At 63.7% G+C, this 23,300-nt stretch carries 31 protein-coding genes and 1 riboswitch; of the genes, 15 read left to right on the forward strand and 16 right to left on the reverse strand.

From position 1 onward, the window contains the following. Window positions 1-29: 29 nt before the first annotated feature. From RFA01S_RS01455 to RFA01S_RS01470, 4 genes are all read left to right on the forward strand, one after another. The gene (locus tag RFA01S_RS01455) at window positions 30-1,229 is read left to right on the forward strand and encodes an MFS transporter (RefSeq protein ID WP_032407768.1); all 1,200 of its coding nucleotides are present in this window, start codon (window positions 30-32) and stop codon (window positions 1,227-1,229) included. After that, a riboswitch (cobalamin riboswitch) is annotated at window positions 1,221-1,417 on the forward strand. (Overlaps the previous gene by 9 nt.) Further along, on the forward strand, window positions 1,405-2,433 hold the full coding sequence (locus RFA01S_RS01460) for an ABC transporter substrate-binding protein (RefSeq protein WP_032407769.1): 1,029 nt from the start codon (window positions 1,405-1,407) through the stop codon (window positions 2,431-2,433). It overlaps the preceding riboswitch by 13 nt. Further along, window positions 2,430-3,455, forward strand: a complete 1,026-nt coding sequence (locus RFA01S_RS01465; RefSeq protein ID WP_032373568.1) for a FecCD family ABC transporter permease — start codon at window positions 2,430-2,432, stop codon at window positions 3,453-3,455. Before RFA01S_RS01460 ends, RFA01S_RS01465 begins: the two co-directional genes overlap by 4 nt. Continuing rightward, complete coding sequence (locus RFA01S_RS01470) at window positions 3,452-4,240, forward strand: ABC transporter ATP-binding protein (RefSeq protein WP_032389467.1); 789 nt, start codon at window positions 3,452-3,454, stop codon at window positions 4,238-4,240. The genes RFA01S_RS01465 and RFA01S_RS01470 overlap by 4 nt, the downstream gene beginning before the upstream one ends. A gap of 80 nt (window positions 4,241-4,320) precedes the next feature. Here RFA01S_RS01470 and RFA01S_RS01475 read toward each other — a convergent pair whose 3' ends face one another. Continuing rightward, a complete protein-coding gene (locus RFA01S_RS01475; RefSeq protein WP_027494954.1) occupies window positions 4,321-4,791 on the reverse strand; it encodes a nuclear transport factor 2 family protein in 471 nt (156 codons plus the stop codon). Window positions 4,792-5,083: 292 nt separating this feature from the next. Between RFA01S_RS01475 and RFA01S_RS01480 the strand changes: the two genes are divergently transcribed. Together RFA01S_RS01480 and RFA01S_RS01485 are read left to right on the forward strand one after the other, a co-directional pair. Beyond that, window positions 5,084-5,629, forward strand: a complete 546-nt coding sequence (locus RFA01S_RS01480) for a tetratricopeptide repeat protein (RefSeq protein WP_052060783.1) — start codon at window positions 5,084-5,086, stop codon at window positions 5,627-5,629. Then, window positions 5,626-6,057 (forward strand): PPOX class F420-dependent oxidoreductase, encoded by a 432-nt coding sequence (locus RFA01S_RS01485; protein WP_032400943.1) that lies wholly within the window; start codon window positions 5,626-5,628, stop codon window positions 6,055-6,057. Before RFA01S_RS01480 ends, RFA01S_RS01485 begins: the two co-directional genes overlap by 4 nt. A 94-nt stretch (window positions 6,058-6,151) precedes the next feature. On the opposite strand, the gene RFA01S_RS01490 is transcribed toward RFA01S_RS01485, so the two are convergent. Next, the gene (locus RFA01S_RS01490) at window positions 6,152-6,607 is read right to left on the reverse strand and encodes a DUF3237 domain-containing protein (RefSeq protein ID WP_032407770.1); all 456 of its coding nucleotides are present in this window, start codon (window positions 6,605-6,607) and stop codon (window positions 6,152-6,154) included. A gap of 1 nt (window position 6,608) precedes the next feature. After that, a complete protein-coding gene (locus tag RFA01S_RS01495) occupies window positions 6,609-7,127 on the reverse strand; it encodes a phenolic acid decarboxylase (protein ID WP_202902218.1) in 519 nt (172 codons plus the stop codon). 60 nt (window positions 7,128-7,187) lie between these two features. Between RFA01S_RS01495 and RFA01S_RS01500 the strand changes: the two genes are divergently transcribed. After that, window positions 7,188-7,631, forward strand: coding sequence for a MarR family winged helix-turn-helix transcriptional regulator (locus RFA01S_RS01500; protein WP_032407772.1), 444 nt, complete (start codon window positions 7,188-7,190; stop codon window positions 7,629-7,631). 109 nt (window positions 7,632-7,740) lie between these two features. On the opposite strand, the gene RFA01S_RS01505 is transcribed toward RFA01S_RS01500, so the two are convergent. The 3 genes from RFA01S_RS01505 to RFA01S_RS01515 all read right to left on the reverse strand — a co-directional run bounded on the left by RFA01S_RS01505 (window position 7,741) and on the right by RFA01S_RS01515 (window position 10,179). Next, window positions 7,741-8,235 (reverse strand): hypothetical protein, encoded by a 495-nt coding sequence (locus RFA01S_RS01505; RefSeq protein ID WP_174557190.1) that lies wholly within the window; start codon window positions 8,233-8,235, stop codon window positions 7,741-7,743. 116 nt (window positions 8,236-8,351) lie between these two features. Further along, window positions 8,352-9,221: an AraC family transcriptional regulator gene (locus RFA01S_RS01510; protein ID WP_032407774.1), complete on the reverse strand. Its 870-nt coding sequence runs from the start codon at window positions 9,219-9,221 to the stop codon at window positions 8,352-8,354. Between the two features lie 88 nt (window positions 9,222-9,309). Further along, window positions 9,310-10,179 carry a helix-turn-helix transcriptional regulator gene (locus RFA01S_RS01515; protein ID WP_032407775.1) on the reverse strand — a complete coding sequence of 290 codons (870 nt, stop codon included), beginning with the start codon at window positions 10,177-10,179 and terminating at the stop codon, window positions 9,310-9,312. A gap of 129 nt (window positions 10,180-10,308) precedes the next feature. On the opposite strand from RFA01S_RS01515, the gene RFA01S_RS01520 reads away from it, so the two are divergent. Continuing rightward, window positions 10,309-11,382, forward strand: coding sequence for an aldo/keto reductase (locus RFA01S_RS01520; RefSeq protein WP_032407776.1), 1,074 nt, complete (start codon window positions 10,309-10,311; stop codon window positions 11,380-11,382). Between the two features lie 22 nt (window positions 11,383-11,404). On the opposite strand, the gene RFA01S_RS01525 is transcribed toward RFA01S_RS01520, so the two are convergent. Then, window positions 11,405-11,866, reverse strand: coding sequence for a GNAT family N-acetyltransferase (locus RFA01S_RS01525; protein WP_052060784.1), 462 nt, complete (start codon window positions 11,864-11,866; stop codon window positions 11,405-11,407). A gap of 112 nt (window positions 11,867-11,978) precedes the next feature. Between RFA01S_RS01525 and RFA01S_RS01530 the strand changes: the two genes are divergently transcribed. Then, window positions 11,979-12,704 (forward strand): haloacid dehalogenase type II, encoded by a 726-nt coding sequence (locus RFA01S_RS01530; protein WP_032373374.1) that lies wholly within the window; start codon window positions 11,979-11,981, stop codon window positions 12,702-12,704. Window position 12,705: 1 nt separating this feature from the next. Beyond that, window positions 12,706-12,933: a hypothetical protein gene (locus RFA01S_RS01535; RefSeq protein WP_032407777.1), complete on the forward strand. Its 228-nt coding sequence runs from the start codon at window positions 12,706-12,708 to the stop codon at window positions 12,931-12,933. A gap of 24 nt (window positions 12,934-12,957) precedes the next feature. Here the strand turns inward: RFA01S_RS01535 and RFA01S_RS01540 are convergent, their stop codons facing one another. Beyond that, on the reverse strand, window positions 12,958-13,407 hold the full coding sequence (locus tag RFA01S_RS01540; RefSeq protein WP_032407778.1) for a MarR family winged helix-turn-helix transcriptional regulator: 450 nt from the start codon (window positions 13,405-13,407) through the stop codon (window positions 12,958-12,960). 67 nt (window positions 13,408-13,474) lie between these two features. Here RFA01S_RS01540 and RFA01S_RS01545 point away from each other — a divergent pair, with 67 nt between their 5' ends. After that, window positions 13,475-14,149, forward strand: a complete 675-nt coding sequence (locus RFA01S_RS01545; RefSeq protein ID WP_032407779.1) for a hypothetical protein — start codon at window positions 13,475-13,477, stop codon at window positions 14,147-14,149. Window positions 14,150-14,155: 6 nt separating this feature from the next. On the opposite strand, the gene RFA01S_RS01550 is transcribed toward RFA01S_RS01545, so the two are convergent. The 3 genes from RFA01S_RS01550 to RFA01S_RS01560 all read right to left on the reverse strand — a co-directional run bounded on the left by RFA01S_RS01550 (window position 14,156) and on the right by RFA01S_RS01560 (window position 16,395). Further along, entirely contained in the window at window positions 14,156-14,368 is a 213-nt protein-coding gene (locus tag RFA01S_RS01550) for a hypothetical protein (protein WP_027494940.1), read from the reverse strand. 16 nt (window positions 14,369-14,384) lie between these two features. Continuing rightward, window positions 14,385-15,455 (reverse strand): phospho-N-acetylmuramoyl-pentapeptide-transferase, encoded by a 1,071-nt coding sequence (gene mraY / locus RFA01S_RS01555; RefSeq protein WP_027494939.1) that lies wholly within the window; start codon window positions 15,453-15,455, stop codon window positions 14,385-14,387. Between the two features lie 115 nt (window positions 15,456-15,570). After that, window positions 15,571-16,395 (reverse strand): helix-turn-helix transcriptional regulator, encoded by an 825-nt coding sequence (locus tag RFA01S_RS01560; RefSeq protein ID WP_230074833.1) that lies wholly within the window; start codon window positions 16,393-16,395, stop codon window positions 15,571-15,573. A 67-nt stretch (window positions 16,396-16,462) separates the two neighbouring features. Here RFA01S_RS01560 and RFA01S_RS01565 point away from each other — a divergent pair, with 67 nt between their 5' ends. Both RFA01S_RS01565 and RFA01S_RS01570 read left to right on the forward strand, forming a co-directional pair. Beyond that, a complete protein-coding gene (locus tag RFA01S_RS01565) occupies window positions 16,463-16,840 on the forward strand; it encodes a VOC family protein (protein WP_032367582.1) in 378 nt (125 codons plus the stop codon). 19 nt (window positions 16,841-16,859) lie between these two features. Next, complete coding sequence (locus RFA01S_RS01570; protein ID WP_027494936.1) at window positions 16,860-17,246, forward strand: VOC family protein; 387 nt, start codon at window positions 16,860-16,862, stop codon at window positions 17,244-17,246. 4 nt (window positions 17,247-17,250) lie between these two features. Here the strand turns inward: RFA01S_RS01570 and RFA01S_RS01575 are convergent, their stop codons facing one another. The 3 genes from RFA01S_RS01575 to RFA01S_RS01585 all read right to left on the reverse strand — a co-directional run bounded on the left by RFA01S_RS01575 (window position 17,251) and on the right by RFA01S_RS01585 (window position 18,901). After that, window positions 17,251-17,643, reverse strand: coding sequence for a VOC family protein (locus RFA01S_RS01575; RefSeq protein WP_027494935.1), 393 nt, complete (start codon window positions 17,641-17,643; stop codon window positions 17,251-17,253). After that, window positions 17,640-18,161 carry a mycothiol transferase gene (locus RFA01S_RS01580; RefSeq protein ID WP_032367951.1) on the reverse strand — a complete coding sequence of 174 codons (522 nt, stop codon included), beginning with the start codon at window positions 18,159-18,161 and terminating at the stop codon, window positions 17,640-17,642. Before RFA01S_RS01580 ends, RFA01S_RS01575 begins: the two co-directional genes overlap by 4 nt. Before the next feature lie 122 nt (window positions 18,162-18,283). Further along, window positions 18,284-18,901, reverse strand: a complete 618-nt coding sequence (locus RFA01S_RS01585; RefSeq protein ID WP_032367950.1) for a LysE/ArgO family amino acid transporter — start codon at window positions 18,899-18,901, stop codon at window positions 18,284-18,286. A gap of 72 nt (window positions 18,902-18,973) precedes the next feature. Between RFA01S_RS01585 and RFA01S_RS01590 the strand changes: the two genes are divergently transcribed. Continuing rightward, window positions 18,974-19,831, forward strand: coding sequence for a LysR family transcriptional regulator ArgP (locus tag RFA01S_RS01590; protein WP_027494932.1), 858 nt, complete (start codon window positions 18,974-18,976; stop codon window positions 19,829-19,831). A gap of 1 nt (window position 19,832) precedes the next feature. On the opposite strand, the gene RFA01S_RS01595 is transcribed toward RFA01S_RS01590, so the two are convergent. Continuing rightward, window positions 19,833-20,237, reverse strand: coding sequence for a hypothetical protein (locus RFA01S_RS01595; RefSeq protein WP_027494931.1), 405 nt, complete (start codon window positions 20,235-20,237; stop codon window positions 19,833-19,835). A gap of 73 nt (window positions 20,238-20,310) precedes the next feature. Then, window positions 20,311-21,606 carry an L-lysine 6-transaminase gene (lat, locus tag RFA01S_RS01600; RefSeq protein ID WP_161631828.1) on the reverse strand — a complete coding sequence of 432 codons (1,296 nt, stop codon included), beginning with the start codon at window positions 21,604-21,606 and terminating at the stop codon, window positions 20,311-20,313. 157 nt (window positions 21,607-21,763) lie between these two features. Here lat and amaB point away from each other — a divergent pair, with 157 nt between their 5' ends. After that, the gene (gene amaB / locus RFA01S_RS01605) at window positions 21,764-23,299 is read left to right on the forward strand and encodes an L-piperidine-6-carboxylate dehydrogenase (RefSeq protein ID WP_032367579.1); all 1,536 of its coding nucleotides are present in this window, start codon (window positions 21,764-21,766) and stop codon (window positions 23,297-23,299) included. Window position 23,300 lies beyond the last annotated feature (1 nt).

Consider the following 23,300-nt stretch of genomic DNA (forward strand, 5'->3'; position numbering starts at 1 on the left):
CGTCGACGTCCTGTGTAACGATACACAGCATGTCGTCGCCCCTCCCCAAGCTGCTGGTCCTCGGTGCAGCCGCCTTCATCTATGTCACGGCCGAAACGTTGCCCGTGGGTCTGCTTCCGGAGATCTCGGGCGATCTCGGCGTCGGCGAATCCGCTGTCGGTCTGCTGCTGACCTTCTACGCATACGGCGTCGCCGTCATGACCATGCCGTTGATCAGGTTCGTACGCGACTGGCCGCGGCGACGGGTCGTCGTCATCACCGTTGCAGCACTGGCCCTTTCGCAACTGCTGTCCGCGGTGTCCGTCGGGTACCCGATGCTGGTGCTGTCGAGGATGCTGTGCGCGGCCACCCACGGAGTCTTCTGGGCCGTGGTCGCACCCGTCGCGGCGTCACTCGCACTTCCCGGTAAGCAAGGAAAAGCGATCGCCACGGTGTACGCCGGCACCTCGTTGGCGTTGGTCGCCGGAAATCCGATCACCGCGGCCATGGGTCAGTGGTTCGGGTGGCGCACTGCTGCAACGATTCTCGGTGTCGTCGCCGCCGCTATCGCGGTGGCGCTCTACTTCGTCCTCCCCGCACTACCGGTCACCCGGGCAGCTGCGGGCAACAAGAAATCACCGCGCGTGCTCGACGGCACCCTGGCGATCCTGTGTGGAGTGACGTTCCTGGCCGTCCTCGGCCATTTCGCCGCGTACACGTACTTCTCGCTTATCGTCGATCGCGCAATCGGTTCGGCCGGAACCACTTTGACGCTGATGCTGATGCTCTACGGTTTGTTCGGAGTCGTCGGTATCTGGGTGATCGGCAGAACGTACGACCGTTGGCCGCGGCCCTCCACCATCGCAGCTCTGGGTGCCGTCGCGGCCGCGACGGCGATCCTGTGGGGCACCCTCAGCGCAGCACCGGGCAGCCTGGCCGTCCTTGCTGTCGGGGCGATCGCGTTGTGGGGTCTGGCCTTCACCACACTGCCGGTCTGCATCCAGTCCGCCGTGGTTCGGGCCGCCCCTGCCGACGCCGACAAGGCGTCGGCGATCTACGTCGTCGCCTTCCAACTGGCCATTGCCACCGGGGCCCTGGTGGGAGGCGTCGTCGTCGACGCCAGAGGCATCGGGGCGGTGACCGCTGCGGCGACGATCCTGGTGGCTGTGGCACTCACAGTCGTAGTGGTCGCGCGCGGAGCCTTTCCGAGCTCGTATCCGTCGGTACCGGTCTCGACGCCGGCGCACTGACCTCTCGGCGCTCTCGCGCGATAGGGTCAGCACGCGACGAACGAGGGAATCCGGTGCAACTCCGGAGCTGGCGCGCAACGGTGACGGGTGAGAGCTCGAAGTCCGAATGCTCGGACGTCGTGATCGAACCCCACCCGCGGCTCCGCGACACGAGCCCCAAGCAGGAAGCTCTTCGATGCGTACCTCTCTCGCCGCACTAGGCGCTGTCTCCATCCTTCTGGTCTCCGGTTGTTCGACCGCGTCGACCCCCGACGCGTCCACCGACACCTCCGGGAACTATCCCCTGACCATCGAGAACTGCGGACGCGACGTCGTCGTCGACGCACCACCGCAACGGGCGGTGTCGTTGAACCAAAGCTCGACGGAAATACTGCTCTCGCTCGGCCTCGCAGACCGGATGGTGGGCACCGCGACCTGGACCGACCCGGTCCGCTCGAACCTCGAATCCGAGAACGCCAGGGTGCCGAGGCTCGCGGACAACAAGCCATCGCTCGAGGTCGTGTTGGATACCGAGCCCGATTTCGTGTCCGCGTCCTTCGGCGGCACCCTCGGACCCGGGGGAGTCGCCGATCGGAGCAGGTTCGAGCAACTCGGCGTCCCGAACTACCTCTCGCCCACCGACTGTCAGGGCAAGACCGACGAGAGCGTCAATTCCGACGGTGCTCGCACGGAGCCGTTGGTGATCGACACCGTCTATCGGGAGATTCGTGATCTCGCTGCGGTCTTCGACGTGCGAGACCGTGGCGAGCGCCTGGTCGCCGAACTGCAGGATCGGTTCGAGAAGGCCTCCGGTTCGGTCGACGCGTCGGGTGTGTCGTTGGCCTACTGGTTCGCCGACACCGATACGCCGTACATGGCCGGTTGCTGCGGATCGTCGGGCATCATCACCGACTCCGTCGGCGCCGAGAACATCTATGCCGACACCACCGACGAATGGCCACAGGTCAATTGGGAGAGTGTGCTCGATCGCAACCCGACTGCACTGGTGCTCGCAGATCTGAGTCGACGCAGTATCGCCGGGGACGCCCTGGACAGCAAAATCGGCTTCCTGGAGTCGAATTCGGTCACGAGCCGAATGCCCGCCGTCGAGAACAAGCTGTACATCGTCGTCAACGGTGCCGATCTGAACCCGTCCATTCGGACGATCGACGGTGTCGAGAAAGTTGCGGCCGCCCTGCAAGATTGGGGAATGGCGTCGCGATGAGCCGCACCGATCGCGGGGTGCTCGTCCCACTACTGCTCGCAGGATCGGCGTTGTTGGTGCTCTCGATCGGCGTCGCCGTCACCATCGGACCCGCGAACGTGTCGGTGCCCGACGTGTATCGAGTGATACTGACGCACATGGGTATCGGTAGTTCGGGAGTCGGTCGCATCCAGGACGGAATCGTCTGGGAGCTGCGCCTGCCCCGGACCTTGCTGGCCGCCGTGTGCGGCGCGGGTCTCGCGCTGTGCGGGGCGATCATGCAATCACTGCTGCGCAACCCTCTCGCCGATCCCTTCGTCCTGGGCATTTCGTCCGGTGCATCTACCGGAGCGGTCCTCGTCGCGGTTCTCGGCGTCGGCGGTGGCGCATTGTCCTTGTCCACAGGGGCATTCGCCGGTGCGCTGCTCTCGTTCGTCCTGGTGATGCTGCTGGCCGCAGGGGCAGGCGGCGGAAACGACCGCGTGGTGCTGGCCGGGGTCGCGGGGACGCAGCTGTTCTCGGCCTTGACGTCGTTCATCGTCATTTCCTCGGCCGACGCCGAACAGACACGCGGCGTGCTGTTCTGGCTCCTCGGATCGCTGAGCGGTGCCGACTGGACGGACGTGGTGCTGTGCGGATCTGTTGCGCTGCTCGGAATGGTGGTGTGTCTGTTCAACACCTCGGCCCTCGACGCCTTCACATTCGGGCACGACGCGGCCGCGTCCCTCGGTGTTCCGGTCAAGTGGGTGCGAATCCTGTTGTTGGTCATCACCGCACTGATCACGGCCTCGCTCGTCAGCGCCGCCGGAGCCATCGGGTTCGTGGGTCTCGTTCTGCCGCACGCCGCCCGTTTTCTCGTCGGCGCACGGCATCGACGACTGTTGCCGACGACGGTGGTCATCGGCGCGATCTTCATGGTGTGGGTCGACACGATCGCCCGAACGTTGTTCGCGCCGCAAGAAATACCCGTCGGAGTGGTGACCGCACTCATCGGCGTGCCGGCATTCGCGCTCATTCTGTTTCGACTCAGGAGATCCCGATGACGTTGCACGTCAACAACATCCAGTGGACCCGCGGCGGGAACCCGATTCTCGACGACATCAGCTTCGCACCGGAACCGGGCGAGACCATCGGGCTCATCGGCCCCAACGGCTCCGGCAAATCGTCGTTACTGCGCATCCTCGCCGGCATCGTGGCACCCGACAGCGGCGACGTCCTGCTCGACGGAAAGAACCTGCGCACCCAACGTCGTCGCAGCATCGCCCGCCGCGTAGCGATGGTCGACCAACACTCCGACACCGACGTCGACATCACCGTCCGCGACGTCGTACGCCTTGGCCGCATCCCCCACCACGGCATCCTCGGCGGAGACACAGCCGCCGACGACGCCGCGATCGAACAGGCACTCACCGACACCGCCATGGCGTCGAAAGCCACCCGACGCTGGCACACCCTCTCCGGTGGAGAGCGCCAACGCGCCCAGATCGCACGGGCCCTCGCTCAACAACCCACCGAACTACTGCTCGACGAGCCGACCAACCACCTCGACATCCAACACCAACTCGACATCCTCACCCTCGTCGCAGGACTACCCCTGAGCAGTTACATCGCCCTCCACGACCTCAACCTCGCCGCCATGTTCTGCAACCGCATCATCGTCCTGAACAACGGCAGCATCGTGGCATCGGGAACCCCACACGAAGTGATCACCGAACACCTGGTGCGCGAGGTGTACAACGTGCACGCCAGCGTCTCGCATACCGACGACTACCCCCAGGTGACCTATCGCCGCCCCCGACCGACCGCCCCCGGAGTCCACTCGATGTGACATTGACCCCCGAAAAGGCCACTAGATGTCACATTGAGTACCCGGGGAAGGGGCAAAACCGGGGGGAGGGGAGACCGAATCTAGAGTTGGCGCAATTTACGCTCGAATGCGTCGATGCGCGTGGTGTCCTCGAAGAAGTCCTCTTGCGAGACGATTTTGCCCCAGCTGGTGCGGACAAGGAGCACCGTTCGGTTGCTGTACAACTCGGTGCCGTCGGCTGCGTGTGCTTGGTCGTCGAAGCGGACGAGGAGGGTCATGCGCCAGGGGGCTCCGCCGCTGTAGATTTCCGTGACCTGCCCGCGGATGCCGGCGGCGACGAAGTCCTGGAAGAACTTTTCGATTGCCGGTCGTCCGCGGTGGGTGCCCGACCATCGGCTGTCACCGTCGGCGAATTTGAGCACCGCGTCTCGGTGGAACGACGAGAGCAGTGGGCGATAGTTTCCGTTGTTGAGCGCCTCGATGTCTCGCTGCAACTTGAGGGTCAGCACTCGCATCAGCAGAAGCTTGCATGCGAAGGCCGTCGAGATGCCGGCCAGAAATCTCAGTTGCATGGCTATACGTTTGCTTACCGTTCACCGACGTGTCAATCGAGTGGGACGTTTCGAGACCCGGCTTCACCCAGGTCGGTGGTGGTGCTGTTCACCATCTTTTCGAGTTCGCAGCCCGGCCGATACCGTCGATGACGACTCACATCGATATCGTGTACTTCGCTTCGGTTCAGAGAGCATCACAGAGTGAAGGTTCCAAGCGTAGGCATGCTCTGCAACGATGGACTGGTAAGGGGACGAACGTGAGCGCATGTCGCTTGTCGGTAGCTGTCCGGCCGAATTTCGGGGGGCCCAGATGGACTCCATAGCTGCGTTCTGGTGCCACGCAGATGACGGCGAGCCTGCTCTGATGCGGTCGGAGATGAATCAGTTGCTCTCGGCGACAAGGCTTTCCCGAGCACGGACACTGTTCGAACGTGCGTCGCTCGAGGATTTTCTGGGCGAAGAATCGGCTGCGATTCCGTTGTACGAGGCGGCGCTGTCGAGTGGGCTCGATTCCGTGCACGAGAGCAAGGCCAGAATTCAGCTCGCCAGTTCGCTGCGTAATGTCGGCCGACTCCAGGAGGCGTCGCGTGTGTTGGAAGACTTCGAGTTTTCCGACGAATTCTCCTCTGCGCGAGATGCATTCATTGCCCTGATCCTGTGGGATCTGGGCGATGGTGCTGGCGCGCTGAAGGCGGCACTGCAGGCAGCGAAGCCTGCGCTCGGCACATACCGTCGCGCAATCGGAACTTATGCCGACGACCTCCCTACCGACAGGCCGAGGAACAGCGGCACCGACGACCGTGTTGCCCACCATGATCGTGCCAGTTCGTTCGACGACCCCGAGGTGAAGCCATGACCAGCGGAGCATTCGATCCACACGACCTCCTCGAGCGCAGCCGACTCGGCGTACTCGCCACGATAAAAGCGAGCGGCCTGCCGCAACTGTCGCCGGTGACGCCGTTCTACGATCGCACCGAGCGAACAATCAAGATTTCGGTCACCGAAGGACGAGCGAAAACGGCCAACCTACGCCGAGACCCGCGCGCTGCACTCGAAGTGACGAGCGCCGACGGCAAGGCCTGGGCAACAGCAGAAGGAACCGTCACCCTCACCGGACCGGGCGCGAACCCGAACAGCCCCGAAATCGATGCGCTGGTCGACTACTACCGCGCCGCCGCCGGAGAGCACCCCGACTGGACCGAATACCGCGCCGCAATGGCCGCGGATCGCCGCGTACTGGTGACCATCGCCGTCGACCACGTCTACGGCGAAAGCCTCACCTGATCGCCTAGGCAGTCCACTCGATGTGCCATTGACCCCCGAAAAGGCCACTGAATGTGCCATTGAGTGCACTGGGGTCGGTGCACATCAGCCTCCGTCATGTGAGTTGGTAGACGTCCAGCTCGACGGAATTCGGTAAACGTTCACCGGTTGCCGCGAAGAGTGTTCCGTTGATCCAGCTGAGGGAGTCGGCGGACGTCGACAGTCGGGGAAAGGTGCGGAAGTAGATTCGGTCGGCGGGAACCTGCTCGCCGCGAGTCAGTGCGTCGATGTCCTGTTCGCTGCCGGTGCGCATCCCGACGTTGTGGACCGAGATCCGTTCGCCTGCGTCGGTCTCGAGTGCATATCGGGCGTCGAGTTCGGTGACAGTGGCCGATCTGAGGACCTGGTGGTCGGCGCCGCCGGCCAGGACGCGTCCTCGTATCACCGGCCCGTCGACGGTCCCACCGAGGATCGGTACGAGGCGTCGATGTCCGTCGCTGACCTGGCCGAGATCGATGGGCTTTCCGACCGTGACGGACAAGTGCGCGACGAACGTCAGGTCGGGGCGCACGTCAGTTCGTTCGGTCCGCGAAGCCGTCGGGAAGATCGCCAGGTGCGACGGACACGATGGTCTCGTCGTCGGCTCCGACGTTCTCGAAGAGCGTGATCGTGGCGAACTCGGGGACGACATAGATGGGGTAGGTCGGTCCGGCGTCGCGGTACGCATGCATTTCGTCGACGTGATCGTTCTGGTAGAGGACCGTTTTGGTTCCGTCCAATTCGATCCACTGCGGGAAGAAGATGGTTCCGTGCAGACGACGCTTGCCTGGGATGACGTTAACGACGACCGAGGTTCCGGTGGGCTCGTTCCACGAGATCTTGTAGACGTCGTCGTCGAGCTGGACGAGATCGACTTCCTGGTCCTTGACCCAGCGTCCGCCGACCATGCCGGTGTGAATTCGGTAGTCGATCGTGGTCGCGTTCTTGACATACATCTCGTACTGCCAGCTGTTCGCGTACGTGTAGATGAAGCGATGCCCGACGATGCCGCTCAGATCTTGGCTGGGGATGGGGTTCTCGACTGTGGTCATGGTCTTCATTTTGTCACAAAACTATGTTTGCGGCAAAACTATCTGTGCGATCATCGACGCATGGACTCCACCGCAACGGAATTGGGCCGACAGCTGGGGCCCCTGCGGCGATCACTGCTCCGGGCGACGCGGGATGTCGCGCAGTTGCCCGACATCGCCGACTCGCACATCGAGGTGATGCGAGCCCTTGCAGCAGAACCGTCCATGAGTCCGGGACGCCTTGCCACTCGCCTCAACCTGGCCCGATCCACCGTGAGCAACCTGATCAGAGCGATGGTCGACGCCGGCCTGGTGGAAAGATCGATCACCGCGGGTGACCTTCGAGGGGCGACACTGACCGCGTCGCCGAAGGCTGTGAAGCTCCTCGCCGAGTACGACGCGGCGAGCTCCCGAGTACTCGCGGACGCACTGGACGAACTGAGTCGACACAACCGCGAAGCCATCGCGGCAGCTCTGCCGGCCTTGGCGGAAATCACCAGCATCCTCTCCCGCCGTAGCTCCTGATTCTCGGCGGCGCACCCGCGCAGTCCACTCGATGTGCCATTGACCCCCGAAAAGGCCACCGAATGTCACATTGAGTACCGGGATGTCGTGCTCGTGCTCCCTGTTTCGATCAGCGACGCGTGTTGATGTCGAGGACAAGCCGAGGAGTGCGCATCTGACCGACTGTCGACCACCAGCGGTGTGCGGGATACGACAGTCGAACCACGAAGTAGTTGACGAATTCGACAACGGCGAACAGCCACACGACGAGCAGTGCGACGCCAATTCCGGCGCTCGACGGAAACCATACGACGACACCGATGAGCCCAGCCGCCAACAATGGAACGTTTGCGACTCGACATACGCGATAGAACGCGCGAATGACCGGTGGCATCGGGTTGAGTTCGACCCAGGATCGCGCCATTAACCAGTAGACTCCCGCCTGCACGAGGACGGCAAGCAACGGGGTGAGAGCAGACCACATGGCCAGTGAGTCCTCTCGACCGTCGAGCCGTGGTTCTGCCATGGTGAGCGCAATCGAAGCAAACACCGCTGCGGCGGACAGCTCACCCAGGCCGAGCGACAGATACCGTCGCCGCAACTCGTTCCGGCGACCACTGGACATCACGCCAGATTAGTCATGAGTTGGCACCGACACCCGCCCCACAGTCCACTGGATGTGCCATTGACCCCCGAAAAGGCCACCGAATGTCACATTGAGTGACCAGGGCGGGCGGGGAGTCATTGGTTGCGGGCAACCGGGATCCAGAGTTCTCCGGCTCCCGATGACCAGTCGGTGTTGTTCTCGGTGACGGTCAGAATTTCCGGGCCGGGGGCGATGTGGAAGGGGTGGGAGGGGAACCACTCGCTGAATGCGTCGGCCCAGAGTTGTTGTAGTGCTGGGGCGAGTGCGGTGTCGCTGCGTGTTTCGAAGACCGCCCATGTCGATGCGGGGACGCTGAGGGAGTCCAGGCCGGCCGGTTTGGGGGCTGTGGTGGCGACGGCAAAGTAGTAGTCGAAGAGACTGCCGTCGGTTCGGTCGGCCTCGAAGCCATCGCTGACGAAGAGGATGTGGGGGAGTTCGGGCAGGTCGGCGTGTCGGCGGAGTCGTTCGCCGAATCCGGTGGGCAAGGTCTGGTGGAACTGGGTCATGGCGGTGTTCTCGCCGTGGAATGTGAGGGGGATTCGCGTCGATTTGCCGATGATGTGGAATGCGGGCAGTTCGGTGATGCGGTAGTCCATGGTGCTCTTTCCTTCGATGGTCAGGTGAAATGCCAGTGGTGGTCTGGAGCGGAGGGTGGTCCCTGGCTTGCGGGCGTGGGATGGTGTGACCCCGTGCATGTCTCGGAATGCGCGAGTGAATGCGTCACCGCTGTAGCCGTACTTGGTCGCGACGTCGAGCACCCCGTTGCCGGCGAGAATGTCTGCGGCTGCCAACGACATTCGCCGTTGTCGGATGTACGCCGACAGTGGGATTCCGGCCAGTGCGGAGAACACGCGTCGAAAGTGATAGTCGGACGTGAGGGTGATGCGAGCAAGCTGTGCCGGGTCGATGTCGTGGTCGAGGTTGTCCTCGATGTAATCGAGTGCTGCATTCCATCGTTCGAGCATGTGCCGGTGGCCTTCCTTCGTTCTGGTGACAACGATAGGGAGGCGGAGGCACGGTTGGCTCGACTTTTCGAGCCCGGCTGGGTCGGGTTCAGATGGTGCGCAGATGCCGTCCGCGTCGCCGAGCACGGAGGCGACCGAGTTCGGCCAACGCGGCATGCGATTGTGCGTCGGCCGGGCGATAGACGATCAATCGAAGATCCGGGTCGCCGAGTGGAGTGAGGACGTCGAACGTCACGGTCACCGGGCCGACGAGCGGGTGCCGCATCGGCTTGTCTCCCCGGCTTCGTATCGATACTTCTCGTGATTGCCAGTATCGCGAGAATTCGGCACTGCCGTGTTGGAGTTCGTCGATCAGCAGGGCGAGGTGAGTGTCGTGTGAGTGGTCGACCCACGCGGCACGCAGATCGGCGACGGCACCGCGGACGACGTCGTCGCGTGACTCGTAGAAGCCGTCGAATGATGTGTCCAAGAAGCACATTCGGAGGACATTACGACTCTCGGCGGGCCGCTCGTCTATGTCGAGCAGCAGGGCGGCCATGGTTTCGTTGATGGCCAGGATGTCGAGTCTGTAATCGAGGACCATGGCAGGCAGGGGCTCGACGTCGTGTACCAACTGGGCGATTCCGTTGGGAATCTTTCGGTCGGTGGGCCGTTCGGGTGCACGATGCCCCGCCAACGTGAACAGGTAGCCCGTCTGGTCGCCGGACAACTTCAAGGCCCTCGACAGTGACCCCACCACCTGGGCGGACGGTCGGATATCACGGGCCTGCTCGAGCCGCACGAGATAGTCGACGCTGACACCGGCGAGCGCGGCGACCTCCTCGCGCCTGAGTCCGGGGGTCCGGGAGGCCCCGATCCGTGGCGGCAGACCGACGTCGGACGGAACGAGCGCTTCACGTCGAGACCGCAGGAAGGCCGCCAGTTCTCGGCGGGCCATCTCCGGTGGCGTCGTGGTCATTCCACACAGCGTAGGTCAATTCGGACCACTCAGCCTGGTATCGCGCGTCCCAGGATGACCCCGACCTTCCCGCTTCTCGACCGGACCGGCACTGTGAGCCGGACGGATCGATCGAGAAGGAGACACACGATGACACGGATGGACGACTATCGACTCCTGGGACGCTCGGGACTGCGCGTGGCACCGTTGTCGTTGGGGGCCATGACATTCGGGGACGCCTGGGGGTGGGGAGCCGACAAGCAGGAGTCGAAACGCATCTTCGACGCTTATCTGCACCTCGGAGGCAACATGATCGATACCGCGAACATCTACACCGACGGTCAATCGGAGCGGTATCTGGGGGAATTTCTCGAAGGTTGTCGCGACTCGGTTGTCGTATCGACCAAATATGCGGCGACGCGCGATCCGGCGGACCCGAATGCGGGTGGCGGCGGGAGAAAGAGCCTGCGTGGTTCGGTCGAGGCCAGTTTGCGGAACCTGGGCACCGACTACATCGATCTGATGTACCTGCACGCATGGGACGGTGTGACGCCGAGCGACGAGATCATGGCCGCCCTCGGTGACTTGGTGCAATCGGGAAAGGTTCTCTACCTCGGCATTTCGGATACCCCGGCCTGGGAGGTCGCGCGAATGCAGACCCTTGCGCAGCTACGCGGATGGCCACCGCTGTCCGCACTTCAGGTCGAGTACAGCCTGATCGAGCGCACTACCGAACGCGAGTTGTTACCGATGGCAGCAGATCTGGGTCTCGGTGTGGTTCCGTGGTCACCCCTCGGCGGGGGTGTGTTGACGGGCAAGTACGCCGGTGCCGACCTCGAAGGCGCGAGCTCGAATTCACCGGCGGGCAGTCGGCGCGATCACGCGAGGTCGAACCGAACACTGACCGAACGTGGGTTGCGCACAGCCGACGTCGTCGTCGAGGTGGCAGAAGAGTTGGGTGCGACTCCGGCCCAGGTGGCGTTGGCATGGACGCTGCTGCATGCCGCCGTCGTCAGTTCGTTGATCGGTGTCCGGACGGCAGAACAGTTGCAGCACAACATCGGTGCCCTCGATATCGTCTTCGACGAGACGCACTTGGCTCGACTGCAGTCGGTCAGCGCCATCGACATGGGATTTCCGCACGAATTCCTGGCGCGTCCGATGGTGCGTGGGGTCACGAGCGGGCGGACGTCGGTGCGCCCACGTCCGCCGCGGTCCTGGTGATCGGACCTGGTGAGCAGTCGAATCAGGACGACGGTGATCGACGATAGGTCAACGGATCACCGTCGTGCACGACTGTGAACCCTGCCTTCTCCAGCACTCGGCGCGACGCGGCATTGCCGCGTGCGACTGTCGCAACCATTGCGAGGTTGCCCACGGTCTCGCGTGCCAAGCCCAGCATTTGCCCAGCACAGCCGCGTCCCCAGTGGTCCGGATGCACCCAGTAGCCCACCTCGACGTGATCGGCTCGACGGATGAGGCTCAGCAGTCCGACCGGTACCGCGTCTTCGACGCCGATCGACCACATCGGCAGGTCGGGTGTATCGAGGTCCGTCGTCGCCAATGCGCGGTTGAATCGACCATCGAAATAGGTTCTTGTCCAGGGTTTTCCGTCGCCCACCCACCGCATGACGGAGGCGTCCGAGGCCATCGAGTACAGGAATTCGGCATCGGTGGCAGTTGCCCGCCGTAGCCGGGTCGACGTCACAACCGCCGACCATCGATCGGTCGAGGGTCGGCCAACCGCAGTACGATGCTCATGACCTGCAGACGATAGAGGCATCCGGATCCGACCGCCACCGAATACCCAAGGGAGCCCGATGAACCTGGCCGACTACGACGTCTTGAGCTTCGATTGCTACGGAACGCTGATCGATTGGGAGTCGGGGATCGGCGACGTGCTCGGCGCATGGGCTGCGGATGCAGGATCGCCGATGTCCGAAGACGAATTACTCGCCGCCTATGCCCCCAACGAAGCACAGGCGCAGCAGGATTCACCGTCGATGCTCTATCCCGACATCCTGGCCGACGCATTCGGACGAACAGGCGACGCGCTGGGTATACCGGTCACCCCGGACTGGTCAGGCAGACTCGCCGGCTCCGTTCCGGACTGGCCGGCGTTTCCGGACTCGGCGGACGCACTGGCATCACTCGCCGAGCACTACAAGCTGGTGATTCTGTCCAACGTGCACCGCGCGGGTTTTGCCGGTAGCAACCGTCGGCTCGGCGTTGAATTCGACGCCATCGTCACAGCCGAGGATGTGCACGCATACAAGCCGGCGGACAACCATTTCGATGCGCTCGACGCGATCCTCGACGACTTCGGTGTGCCCAAATCACGTCTGCTGCACGTGGCACAGAGCCTGTTCCACGATCACGTCCCGGCGCGGCGTCACGGCCTTGCGTCGGTGTGGATCGATCGCAGACACGATCGGCCAGGGTGGGGCGCAACACCGGAGCCGAACGGCGACTACGGTTTTGCGATGCAGTTCCCGAGCATGGCGGAGTTTGCCGACGCGGCCCGTGGGGCGCACGGCAATGCGTAGGTTGAGCACCCTGGTTGGGCTGTGTCTCGGATTGGTCGGCTCGCTCGGATACTTGCTGTGGGAGATCAGGCCGCGACGGGTCAACTACGCGTTCGTCGTGGACAGTTCGAGTTACATCCGCTCGTTGGGAATCACCTACACAACGGCGTTCGTTGTCTTCGGCCTACCCATCCTCGGCGCTGTTCTCGGCCTCGTTGTCGGTGTTCTGTTCACCAGAAAGCGACGCTGACGCTGTCGGCTACGAGCGACTGCCCTACCAGTGCCATGCGTCGCCGCCGACGTTCTCGATGGTTCCTTGCAGGACGCGGATGGTGGTCGCGAAATCGTCCTGACTGATTCCCTGCATGCGTTCGTCCTGCAGCATCCGTTGGATGTCCGCGGCGCGGGCGAATAGCCGCTCGCCCTCAGGCGTGAACTTCAGTCGTGCATGGGATTCGGTGATCAACCCCTTCTCGGTAGCGGAGTCGATTGCGTCGACGATCGCGCCAGGGGTGTCGTTGTGTCCGATCGTGTCGATCGTCCTCGCTCGATCGGCACCAGCGGGATGCAGTGAAATCTGATGCAGGAGCCACCATTCGGCCTGGGTGATGCCGATGTCGCGGAGCGCTCCGCGTGTTCGAGCGCGGACGGCCTCCCCGGCGCGGACGGTCCAGAAGCCGATGGGTTGCTTCTCGGGTGGTTGCATGGGGCGCTGTGTCGTCATGCATCGAACGGTAGAACCTGAACAATGCTCGAGGTCAAGAGACCGACTGGCCGGTAGAGTCTCGCGCGTGGACAGACCATCCGGCAAAGGGCTCGTCGCAGTGCTCGGGGGCGTCGGCGCGGCCACAGGGGCTGCGGCCGCAGTGGTGTGGCACGTTGCGATCACCGAACCGCCGGACACTCCTGGGACGGCACATCTGCGACCGAGCTGGTTCCCCGTGTCGCTGTACCTCGTTGCCGCCGGAGTGGCTCTGGCTCTGGTGGTGGCGTGGTTTCTCGTCGATTCCGGAATGCGCGTCGTCAGAGACCGTCAGTACAGTTCCGCCCACCTGTTCACGTTGCTGATCGTCGTCGGTGCCGCGCTGGGAGCGGGCAGCGCCTTCGCGTGGACCCACTGGCCGCCGCAGCAGTTGGAGAGAGCTCCAGATCCCGCAGAGGCGTGGGCTCGGTACATCGTGGTTCACAGTGGTGCAACCGAAGTCCCGCAGTCGTCGTTCGGCACCGCACCCGCGGACATATCCGACATTGGGATTCAGGACGATGAGGGTTACGTCGGAAATCTCTTCAGTTCTGATGCTGCTGTCGACGACGCGTCACCGTCGACCTTCACCCCGATCATCGGCAGTCCGTGGACGGTGTTTCCCGTCGGCGGTGTTGTCCTTGCAGCGGTTGCAGCATGGACGTTGTCGCTGAGGGATTTTCGGTTGACTGCGGTGTCGCGATCGGACCCGGATGCGCTCTAGCGAGCCCTACTCGTCCGTGCGCAGTTCGTCGACCAACGTGAACAGCCTGCCCAGGTAGTCGCTGTGAAAGACCTCGGTGGCGCGGATCTTTGCGTTTCCGTCGAGTCCGAACTGAAGGTTGACGAGTTCGACTCCGATGGCGACGCGTCGAGCATCGAGGGTCTCGAGTTCGGCGGCGAGAGCATCGACCTTGGCCAGCGGAGACAGTTCGTCGGTCATATCGGAATCGTAGAGGTCAGCCGACGGCTGCGAGGAACTCGCTGTAGAACAATCCGAGCCCCAGCGCCGACGCGATGGCCGCGAACAGCCACAGTCGGATGATGACCGTTGTTTCCGCCCAGCCACCCAACTCGAAGTGATGGTGGATCGGTGCCATCCGGAACGGCCGCTTGCCGGTGGACTTGAAGGACGCGACCTGGATGACCACCGACGCGCTCTCGGCGACGAAAAGGGCTCCGAAGACAACCGCGATCAGCTCGGTCTTGCTGACGACGGACAGGCCGGCGAGCAGACCACCGAGTGCCAGGGAGCCGGTGTCGCCCATGAAGATCTTGGCCGGTGCCGCGTTCCACCACAGGAATCCGATGCACGCTCCCGCGGCCGCCGCGCACACGACAGCGAGGTCGAGGGGATCACGCACTTGGTAGCACCCGGCCACCGAATTGGTGGCGCACGATTGCCGGTACTGCCAGAACGTCATCACCGTGTAGGCGCCGAGGACGAGGGTCATCGAGCCCGCCGCCAACCCGTCGAGCCCGTCGGTGAGGTTGACGGCATTGGACCAGGCAACGACGAGAAACACACAGAACAGCACGAAGACGATCGGAGCCATCGTGAAGAACGTCGACTGACGCACCAGTGACAGTTCGACGTTGCCCGGCGTCAGCCCGTTGCCGTTGCGAAACTGCAGAGCCAGAACCGCGAAGATCACCGCGGCACTGATCTGCCCGACGTATTTTCCGGTGGCTTTGAGGCCGAGGCTTCGCTTCATCCGGAGCTTGATGTAGTCGTCGAGGAAACCGACGATGCCGAGGGCGGTCGCGAGACCGAGGATCAACAGCGCCGATGCCGACGGCCCGTCGCCTCCCATCGCCACGAGGTGGGAACCGAGGTAACCGGCCCACAGACCCACGATGATCGCGACGCCGCCCATCGTCGGCGTTCCTCGCTTGGCTTGGTGGCTCGCCGGGCCTTCGACGCGAATCTCCTGGCCGAAGCCCTGCCGGGTGAACAGCGCGATGAGAAATGGCGTCAACAGAATCGAGACCGCCAATGCGATTCCACCGGCGACGAGAATGTTGATCATGCGTTGAAGCCCACTCTTCCTCTGTGCTGCGGTTGCCCACCGGGTGCTACCGAGCACCGCGGGATACTGTGCCAAACGAATCGGCAAAAGTCGCATTGCGTGACGAAGGTGTTACTCACAGTTGATACGTACCGGGAGACACACCGACCAGTTCGGTGAACTCGCGGGTGAAATGCGCCTGGTCGAACCATCCGTACCGCGCGGCCAGTTCCGCCAGCGACCCGCTGTATCCGTTGTCGAGATCACTGAGGGCGTCGTGAATCCGATATCGGCCCAGAACCCACTTGGGCGTCGCACCGACATAACGCTCGAACAACCGCTGTAGCCGACGAGTCCCGATGCCACATCTGTCCTCCACCTGGCCGACGCGTATCAGCGTCCGATCACCGAGCATCGTGCCGATGACATCCAAGACGATCTCGTACTCCGGCTCGACATCGTGGGCGTAGGGCTCGAGAACCGCGTCGACGACGGTTCGGCAGTGGTCGGCATCGTGCTGTGAGTCCAGTCGCGTCAACGCGGCGACGGTCTCCAGCCGGAACGGGGTGGGCGGAGCTACTGGGACGTCTCGCAGAGTTCGGGCCACGGTTCCGGTGAAGCTCGCGTAGCCGCCGGGTCGGAACTTGACGCCGAACACCCACCCGGAATCGGCGAGTTCGACGTCGAACCGTCGGGTCAGCACTCCGGTCACGACCACCGGCTCGGTGACGCCGGCGCGGGTCCAGCCGTGCTCGACGCTGAGCGTGCATGCCGGGTGGGGCAGGGTCGAGCTGCGATACGAGATGCCCGACGGCAGATCCCACCGAAGTTGCCAGTAGTTCTCGACCCACGGTTCCAACGACGCCGCACACGGCAGCCGGACCAGGTCGACATACTGCGCCAGCTGATCCGGCCGCAGGACACCGGCGTGGGTGGCTGTCGCATTTTTCCTATCCGGCACGGGCGTCAGTGTAGGAGTCTGGTCCGACACCTTCGAGAAACGATCGACGCTGTCGAGGAGAAACACCATGAACGATGCACCCGTGGCAACCCTGAAGATGGTCACGCTGGACTGCGGAGATCCCGAGGCCAGCGCGACGTTCTGGTCTGCGCTACTCGGCTGGACCGTCGTCCACGCGGAGAAGGATTACGCGATGCTGCAGGGGCCCTCCAGCGCGCTCGGATTCGGACGCGTGGAGAATTATCAGCGGCCGGAGTGGCCGAACACGAAGGGCAGCAAACAGTTTCACTTCGATCTCGCGGTCGACGATCTGGATGCGGCCGCGAAAGCCGCAGTGCAGTTGGGGGCAACTGTGCCCGACGAGCAACCGGGTGAGACCTGGCGTGTGCTGTTGGATCCGGCCGGGCATCCGTTCTGCCTGACAAATGCCGCGAACTGGGGCTGACGTGGCTACCCTTGTCCGGGTGAAACCACGTCTGGCAGGAATCGAAATCGTCGTCGCCGATATGGCAGTTGCATTGGCGTTCTACCGCGTTCTGGGACTGGACATTCCGGCCGAGGCCGATGCCGAGCAACATGTGGAGGTCGACCTCGGTGGGGTTCGGTTGTTGTTCGACCTACCCTCGACGATCACCTCGTTCGATCCGACGTGGACCGCGCCCAGCGGAGGCCACCGCGTCGCGCTGGCATTCGACTGCGGCACGGCCGCCGGAGTCGATGCCGCGTGGGCCGCAGTGACCGACGCGGGGTACACAGGGCACCTGCAGCCGTGGGATGCGTTCTGGGGGCAGCGTTATGCCGTCGTGCACGATCCCGACGGCACCACCGTCGATCTGTACGCGAACGTGTGACCGGTCAGCTCACCGGAGCGATGATCTGAATCAGGTTGCCGCAGGTGTCGTCGAACACGGCGGTGATCACCGGGCCCATCTCGGTGGGCTCCTGAGTGAACCTGACACCCAGTCCGACAAGCCGATCGTGTTCGGCTGCAACGTCTTCGACGGCGAACTGGGTGAACGGAATGCCGTCGGTGAACAGTGCCGTCTTGAACGGGCCGGTTGCCGGATGGCCGCTGGGCTCGAGCAGTAGCTCGGTGCCCTCCGGCTCCTGAGGAGATACGACCGTGAGCCAGCGATCTGTTCCGCCCATGGGAATGTCGTGCTTGACCACGAAGCCCAGTACGTCGGTGTAGAACGCCAGTGCCTTGTCTTGATCGTCGACGAACACACTGGTGATGTTGATTCTCATTGCGGCCCCTCGCCTGTGGGCCCGCCGGTCAGTTCGACGGCGACGTCGAGGTGGCCGAGATGGCGGGCGTATTCCTGCAGTACATGAAAGCAGATCCAGATCAGGGTGGGCTGTTCTTCGGTGAATCGTCCACCCAGGGTGGCCACGTCGTCCATGCGATGAGACCGCAGCACCTGCTCGGTCAGTCGAGCGCCGTCGTCGAGGCGCGCGAGCAATGCCGCCGCCGGCACGTCGGTCGGCACATGCCAGGATCCGTCCTTCTTGTCCCCCCACGGATCGTCGACGGCGCGCCCGAGGAACCCCCAGACGAACCAGCGCTGTTCCATGTACACAAGATGGATGAGCATCTCGAGGGGAGTCCACTGCGACGGCACAGCCGACGTGGCCAGCGCGTCGTCACTTAACGCGGCGATCCGCCGGGCGAGCTCACCGCGGTAGAAGCGGAGGTACTCGACGAACAGGTCGGCGGGATCGGACAAGGAGGACTCGGGCTCCGGGAACGTCGTCAGCTGTGCCATGGGTCCTTCGTATCGGGTGGTGGGCTGCGTGTCCATTCTGTGGATGCGAAATCGGGATGAGGGCCGCGATCGAGAATTGTGGACACTCAGCTCACTGCTCGCGCTCCGTCGGCGCGGCAGACTCAGCCGAACAACAGCAGCGCGGCCAGGGTGAGCATCATGATTCCGATACCGAGATCGAGGACCCGCCACGCCGTCGGCCGCGCGAACAGGGGGCTGAGCACGCGCGATCCGTATCCGAGAGCGGTGAACCAGAGCACGCTGCCCAGCACGGCACCGAGGGCGAACCACCACCGAAGCTCGCCCGGCTGCCGGTTACCGATGGACCCGAGAAATACGACGGTATCGAGGTAGACGTGCGGGTTGAGCCACGTCAACGCGAGACACGTTGCGACAGCGGCGATCAGCGAGCCCCCACCGCCGCCGTCGGTGGTCATCGCCGCTGGGGTGCGGGCGCGGTTCAGCGCCATCACTCCGTAGACGAAGAGGAACAGCGCTCCGAGCACGGTGACGACGCGTAACGCCAGCGGAAACCGGTCCACGAGGACGCCGATGCCCGCCACCCCGGCGACGATCAGCACGGCGTCGGACAGCGCGCACACCGCAACCACCGGGAACACATGGGTGCGTTGCAGGCCCTTGCGCAGGACGAACGCGTTCTGCGCACCGATGGCGACGATAAGGGACAGGCCGACTCCCAATCCGGTCAACGTCGATTGTGCTGCGGCAAGCGAGGTCATGCTGTTCACGCTAGGAGGCGACCAGCATTAGAGCCAGCGAATGTTTTTCACCATCGGTAAGTGTAACTTCATATTGTGGAGATCGAGCAGCTCAGAGCGCTGACAGCAGTAGTCGACGGTGGAACTTTCGAGGCTGCCGCACGTGCATTGCATGTGACCCCGTCGGCAGTAAGCCAGAGAATCAAGTCGCTCGAAGCGTCGTTGGGGCGCACCCTGGTGCAGCGGACGAAACCGGTGGTGGCCACCCAGTCGGGTGCCGCGGTACTACGCCTGGCTCGTCAGATCGATACGCTCACGGATCAGACGAGGGCCGAGCTCAACGACGACGGCGTCTCGGCCCCCATTTCGATTGCCGTCAATGCCGATTCGATGGCGACGTGGGTGCTGCCTGCGCTCGCGCCACTCGCCGGTACGACGACCTTCGATCTGCATCGTCAGGACCAGGACCGCACGGCCCAGCTCCTGCACGACGGAATCGTCTCTGCTGCAATCACATCGGTGTCCGAACCGGTCCGTGGGTGTACCGTCCGATCCCTCGGCGCCATGCGCTACCGGCCGTCGGCAACCGAAAAGTTCATCGAGCGATGGTTCGGTGCCGGCACGACGATCGAGGCACTGAGCACCGCACCGGTGGTGGTGTTCGATGCCGACGACCGATTGCAGGACAACTACTTACGGCACCGAGGCGTCGATTCGCATACTCCGCCCCGTCACCTCGTCCCGGCGTCCTCGGACTACGCCCGGGCGGTGGAACTCGGCTTCGGCTGGGGAATGATCCCGGACCTCCAGGACTGTGACTCGCTGACGTGCTTCGACGCCGACGGCATCGAAGACGTTCAGCTGTACTGGCAGCAGTGGTCGCTGTCGTCGCCTGCACTGCAGCGAGCGGCCGACGCCGTCGCAGCCGCGGCAGCGACCGTGCTGCGGTGAGTCACGCCGGACTGTCGTTCGGAACGATGTCGGGCTGCCCATCGCCGACGGGATCGAGAATCGCCGCCGCGCGGGCACCCCACCGCTCGTGCGCCGATTGACGAGACATGCCGACCGCCTGGCCGATGATCGCCCACGTCGCACCCTGAACGCGCAGCACCACAACGGTTTCGATGCCGTCGAGCCCCGCCGCCAGTTGCACACGAAGACTCAACAGATGCCACGCGAGGCTCCGTCGTGCAGGCAGGTCGGTCGACTGCTCTGCCTCCCATTCCGGTGTGCCCGGCAGTGGGCCGGTGCCGATGATCTCGTCGGCAATGCGACCGGCCTCGGTGGCTGCGGCCGTCACGACCGCCCGTGTTGCCGCAGTGATGTCGGCCTCGGCGGCCAGCTCGATCGGATCCATGATCCACCTCCTGTGTCAGGTTTATCCTGACAGAAGGCTGCGGCTGATGTCAAGGATTACCTGACGCGGTGGGTCAGAGCCGATTCAACACCCGATCGATGGACTCGATTGCCTGTGTCAGTTCGGCTTCGGTGACCGTCAGTGCCGGCCGGAATCGCACTGCCGCGTCGCCGCAGCCCAACGCGAGTACGTGCTCCTCGGTGCGCAACAGTTCGATCACTCGGTCGCGGGTCGTAGCGTCGGGCAGGGAGAAGGCGCACATGAGTCCGCGTCCACGAACCTCGGTGACCATCGCATGTCGAGTTGCCAACTCCTGCAACTGCTTCAGCAGCACTGTTCCGAGTCGGCCGGCGCGTTCGATGAGGTTCTCGGCTTCGACGACCTCCAATATTTTACGCGACCGCACCATGTCGGTGAGGCTGCCACCCCACGTCGAGTTGATTCTGGAGCTGACCGCGAACACGTGGTCGTCGATGTCGTCGACGCGACCGCCCGCCATCACGCCGCAGACCTGGACCTTCTTACCGAAGGCGACCACATCCGGGACGACGTCGAGCTGCTGGAAAGCCCATGCGGTGCCGGTCATTCCGGCTCCGGTCTGCACCTCGTCCATGACGAACAGTGCGTCGAACTCGTGGCAGAGTGCGCGCAGCTTCTGCAGGAAGCGGGGGCGGAAGTGGTGATCCCCGCCCTCGCCCTGGATGGGTTCGATGATGGCGCAGGCGATGTCGTGCGGATTGGCTTCGAAGGCCAGCCGCGCGGCCGTCAACGATGCGTCTTCGAGCTCGTCCATGTTCGCGTCGGATCTGATGAACGGGGACGGAATTCGGGGCCAGTCGAATTTCGGGAAGCGTGCGACCTTGTTCGGGTCGGTGTTGGTGAGGGACATCGTGTACCCGGAGCGCCCGTGGAATGCGTGCTCGAAGTGCATCACCTGCGAGCCCAGGGACGGATCGATGCCCTTGCGCTCGTTCCACCGGGACTTCCAGTCGAATGCCACCTTCAATGCGTTCTCCACTGCCAATGCACCGCCCTCGACGAAGAACAGGTGCGGTAGCCGAGCATCGCCCAGCACCCGGGCGAACGTGTCGACGAAGCGTGCCATCGGCACGGTGTAGATGTCGGAGTTGCTGGGTTTGTTCATCGCCGCCTGCAGCAGGTCGGCCCGGAAATCCGGATCGTCGGTCAGGGCGGGGTGGTTCATACCCAGGGCATTGGACGCGAAGAAGGTGAACAGATCCAGGTAGCGGGTGCCGTCTCGGGCGTCGACCAGGGTGGACCCGGTGGAGGCGTCCAGGTCCAGGACCAGCTCGAAACCGTCGGCCAATAGGTGTTCACCGATCACGCCGCGGGCGGTCGAGGCGTCGATGGGCACTCCGGTGCGCTGTAATACTTGCGTCATGATGACGAACATACGCGTTAATATTCCGTAAGCAAGACATTTAGACAGGAAATAATACGGTTGTAACCCCCGTCGGTAGGCTTATCTCCGACGGTTCGATTCTCTCCACGGAAGGTGTACGCGCATGTCTGCATCCATCACCCACGACGAGCTGAGTGTGCGTACGCGCGCCATTCTCGACCGGCTGGGTGCGACGATCGCGCTCGACGTGCCGGCCGGTCCCGACGCGATCACCGCGAGATCGCCGATCACCGGCGGAAATCTGGCGTCGCTGGCATCGACCTCTGCCGCAGACGTCGACGGTGTCATCGCGGACGCAGCTGCGGCGTTCGTCTCGTGGTCGCAGGTGCCGGCACCGGCGCGGGGTCAGGTGATCCGAGAACTCGGGGAACTGCTGCGTACGCACAAGGAGGACCTCGGCGCCCTGGTCTCCATCGAGGCCGGAAAGATCGTCTCCGAGGGGCTCGGGGAAGTGCAGGAGATGATCGACATCTGCGACTTCGCCGTCGGCCTGTCACGTCAGCTGTACGGCAACACCATTGCCACCGAACGCCCCGGGCATCGCATGATGGAGCAGTGGCATCCGCTCGGTGTCGTCGGCGTCATCACGGCGTTCAATTTCCCTGTCGCGGTGTGGAGTTGGAACACGGCGTTGGCGTTGGTGGCGGGCGACACCGTCATCTGGAAGCCGTCGGAGAAGACCCCGCTGACTGCCGTCGGCGTGCAGGCTCTGTTCGAGCGTGCTGCTGCCGCTGCAGGTGTCGATCCCAAGATCGCTCAGTTGGTGATCGGGGACCGAGCGTCCGGTGAAGCGCTGGTGGATGATTCGCGTGTTGCTCTGGTGTCGGCAACCGGTTCGACCAGGATGGGCAAGGCTGTTGCGCCGCGGGTTGCGCAGCGATTCGGGCGCGTGCTGCTCGAACTCGGCGGCAACAACGCGGCGATCGTGACGCCGTCGGCAGACCTCGATCTCACGACGCGCGGGCTGGTGTTCTCGGCTGCGGGTACGGCCGGTCAGCGGTGCACCTCGCTCCGACGCGTCATCGCGCATTCCTCGGTTGCGGACGAACTGGTGGCCAAGTTGGTCTCGGCGTACGAGACTCTGTCCATCGGATCTCCCTTGGAGAGCGACACTTTGGTGGGACCGCTCATCGACGCGGGCGCGTTCGCCGGCTATCAGAAGGCGCTCGAGGCCGCCAAGTCCGACGGTGGAACGGTGGTGGTCGGCGGTGAGCGCGTGAATGTCGTCGACGAGTATTCGTACTACGTGCAGCCCGCGATCGTGACGATGCTCGCCCAGACCGACATCGTCAGGCACGAGACGTTCGCGCCCATCCTGTACGTGCTCACCTACGACACCCTCGACGAGGCCATAGCCCTGCACAACGATGTGCCGCAGGGACTTTCGTCGTCGATCTTCACTACCGACCTGCGTGAAGCGGAACGTTTTCTGTCGGCTGCGGGATCGGACTGCGGCATCGCGAACGTCAACATCGGTCCCTCCGGTGCCGAGATCGGCGGTGCTTTCGGCGGCGAGAAGGAAACCGGTGGCGGACGCGAATCAGGTTCGGACGCATGGAAGGCCTACATGCGTCGGGCGACGAACACGGTCAACTATTCCAACGAACTGCCCCTGGCGCAGGGAGTGAAATTCGGCTGAC

Source organism: Rhodococcoides fascians NBRC 12155 = LMG 3623 (genome assembly GCF_001894785.1).
GTDB lineage: Bacteria > Actinomycetota > Actinomycetes > Mycobacteriales > Mycobacteriaceae > Rhodococcoides > Rhodococcoides fascians.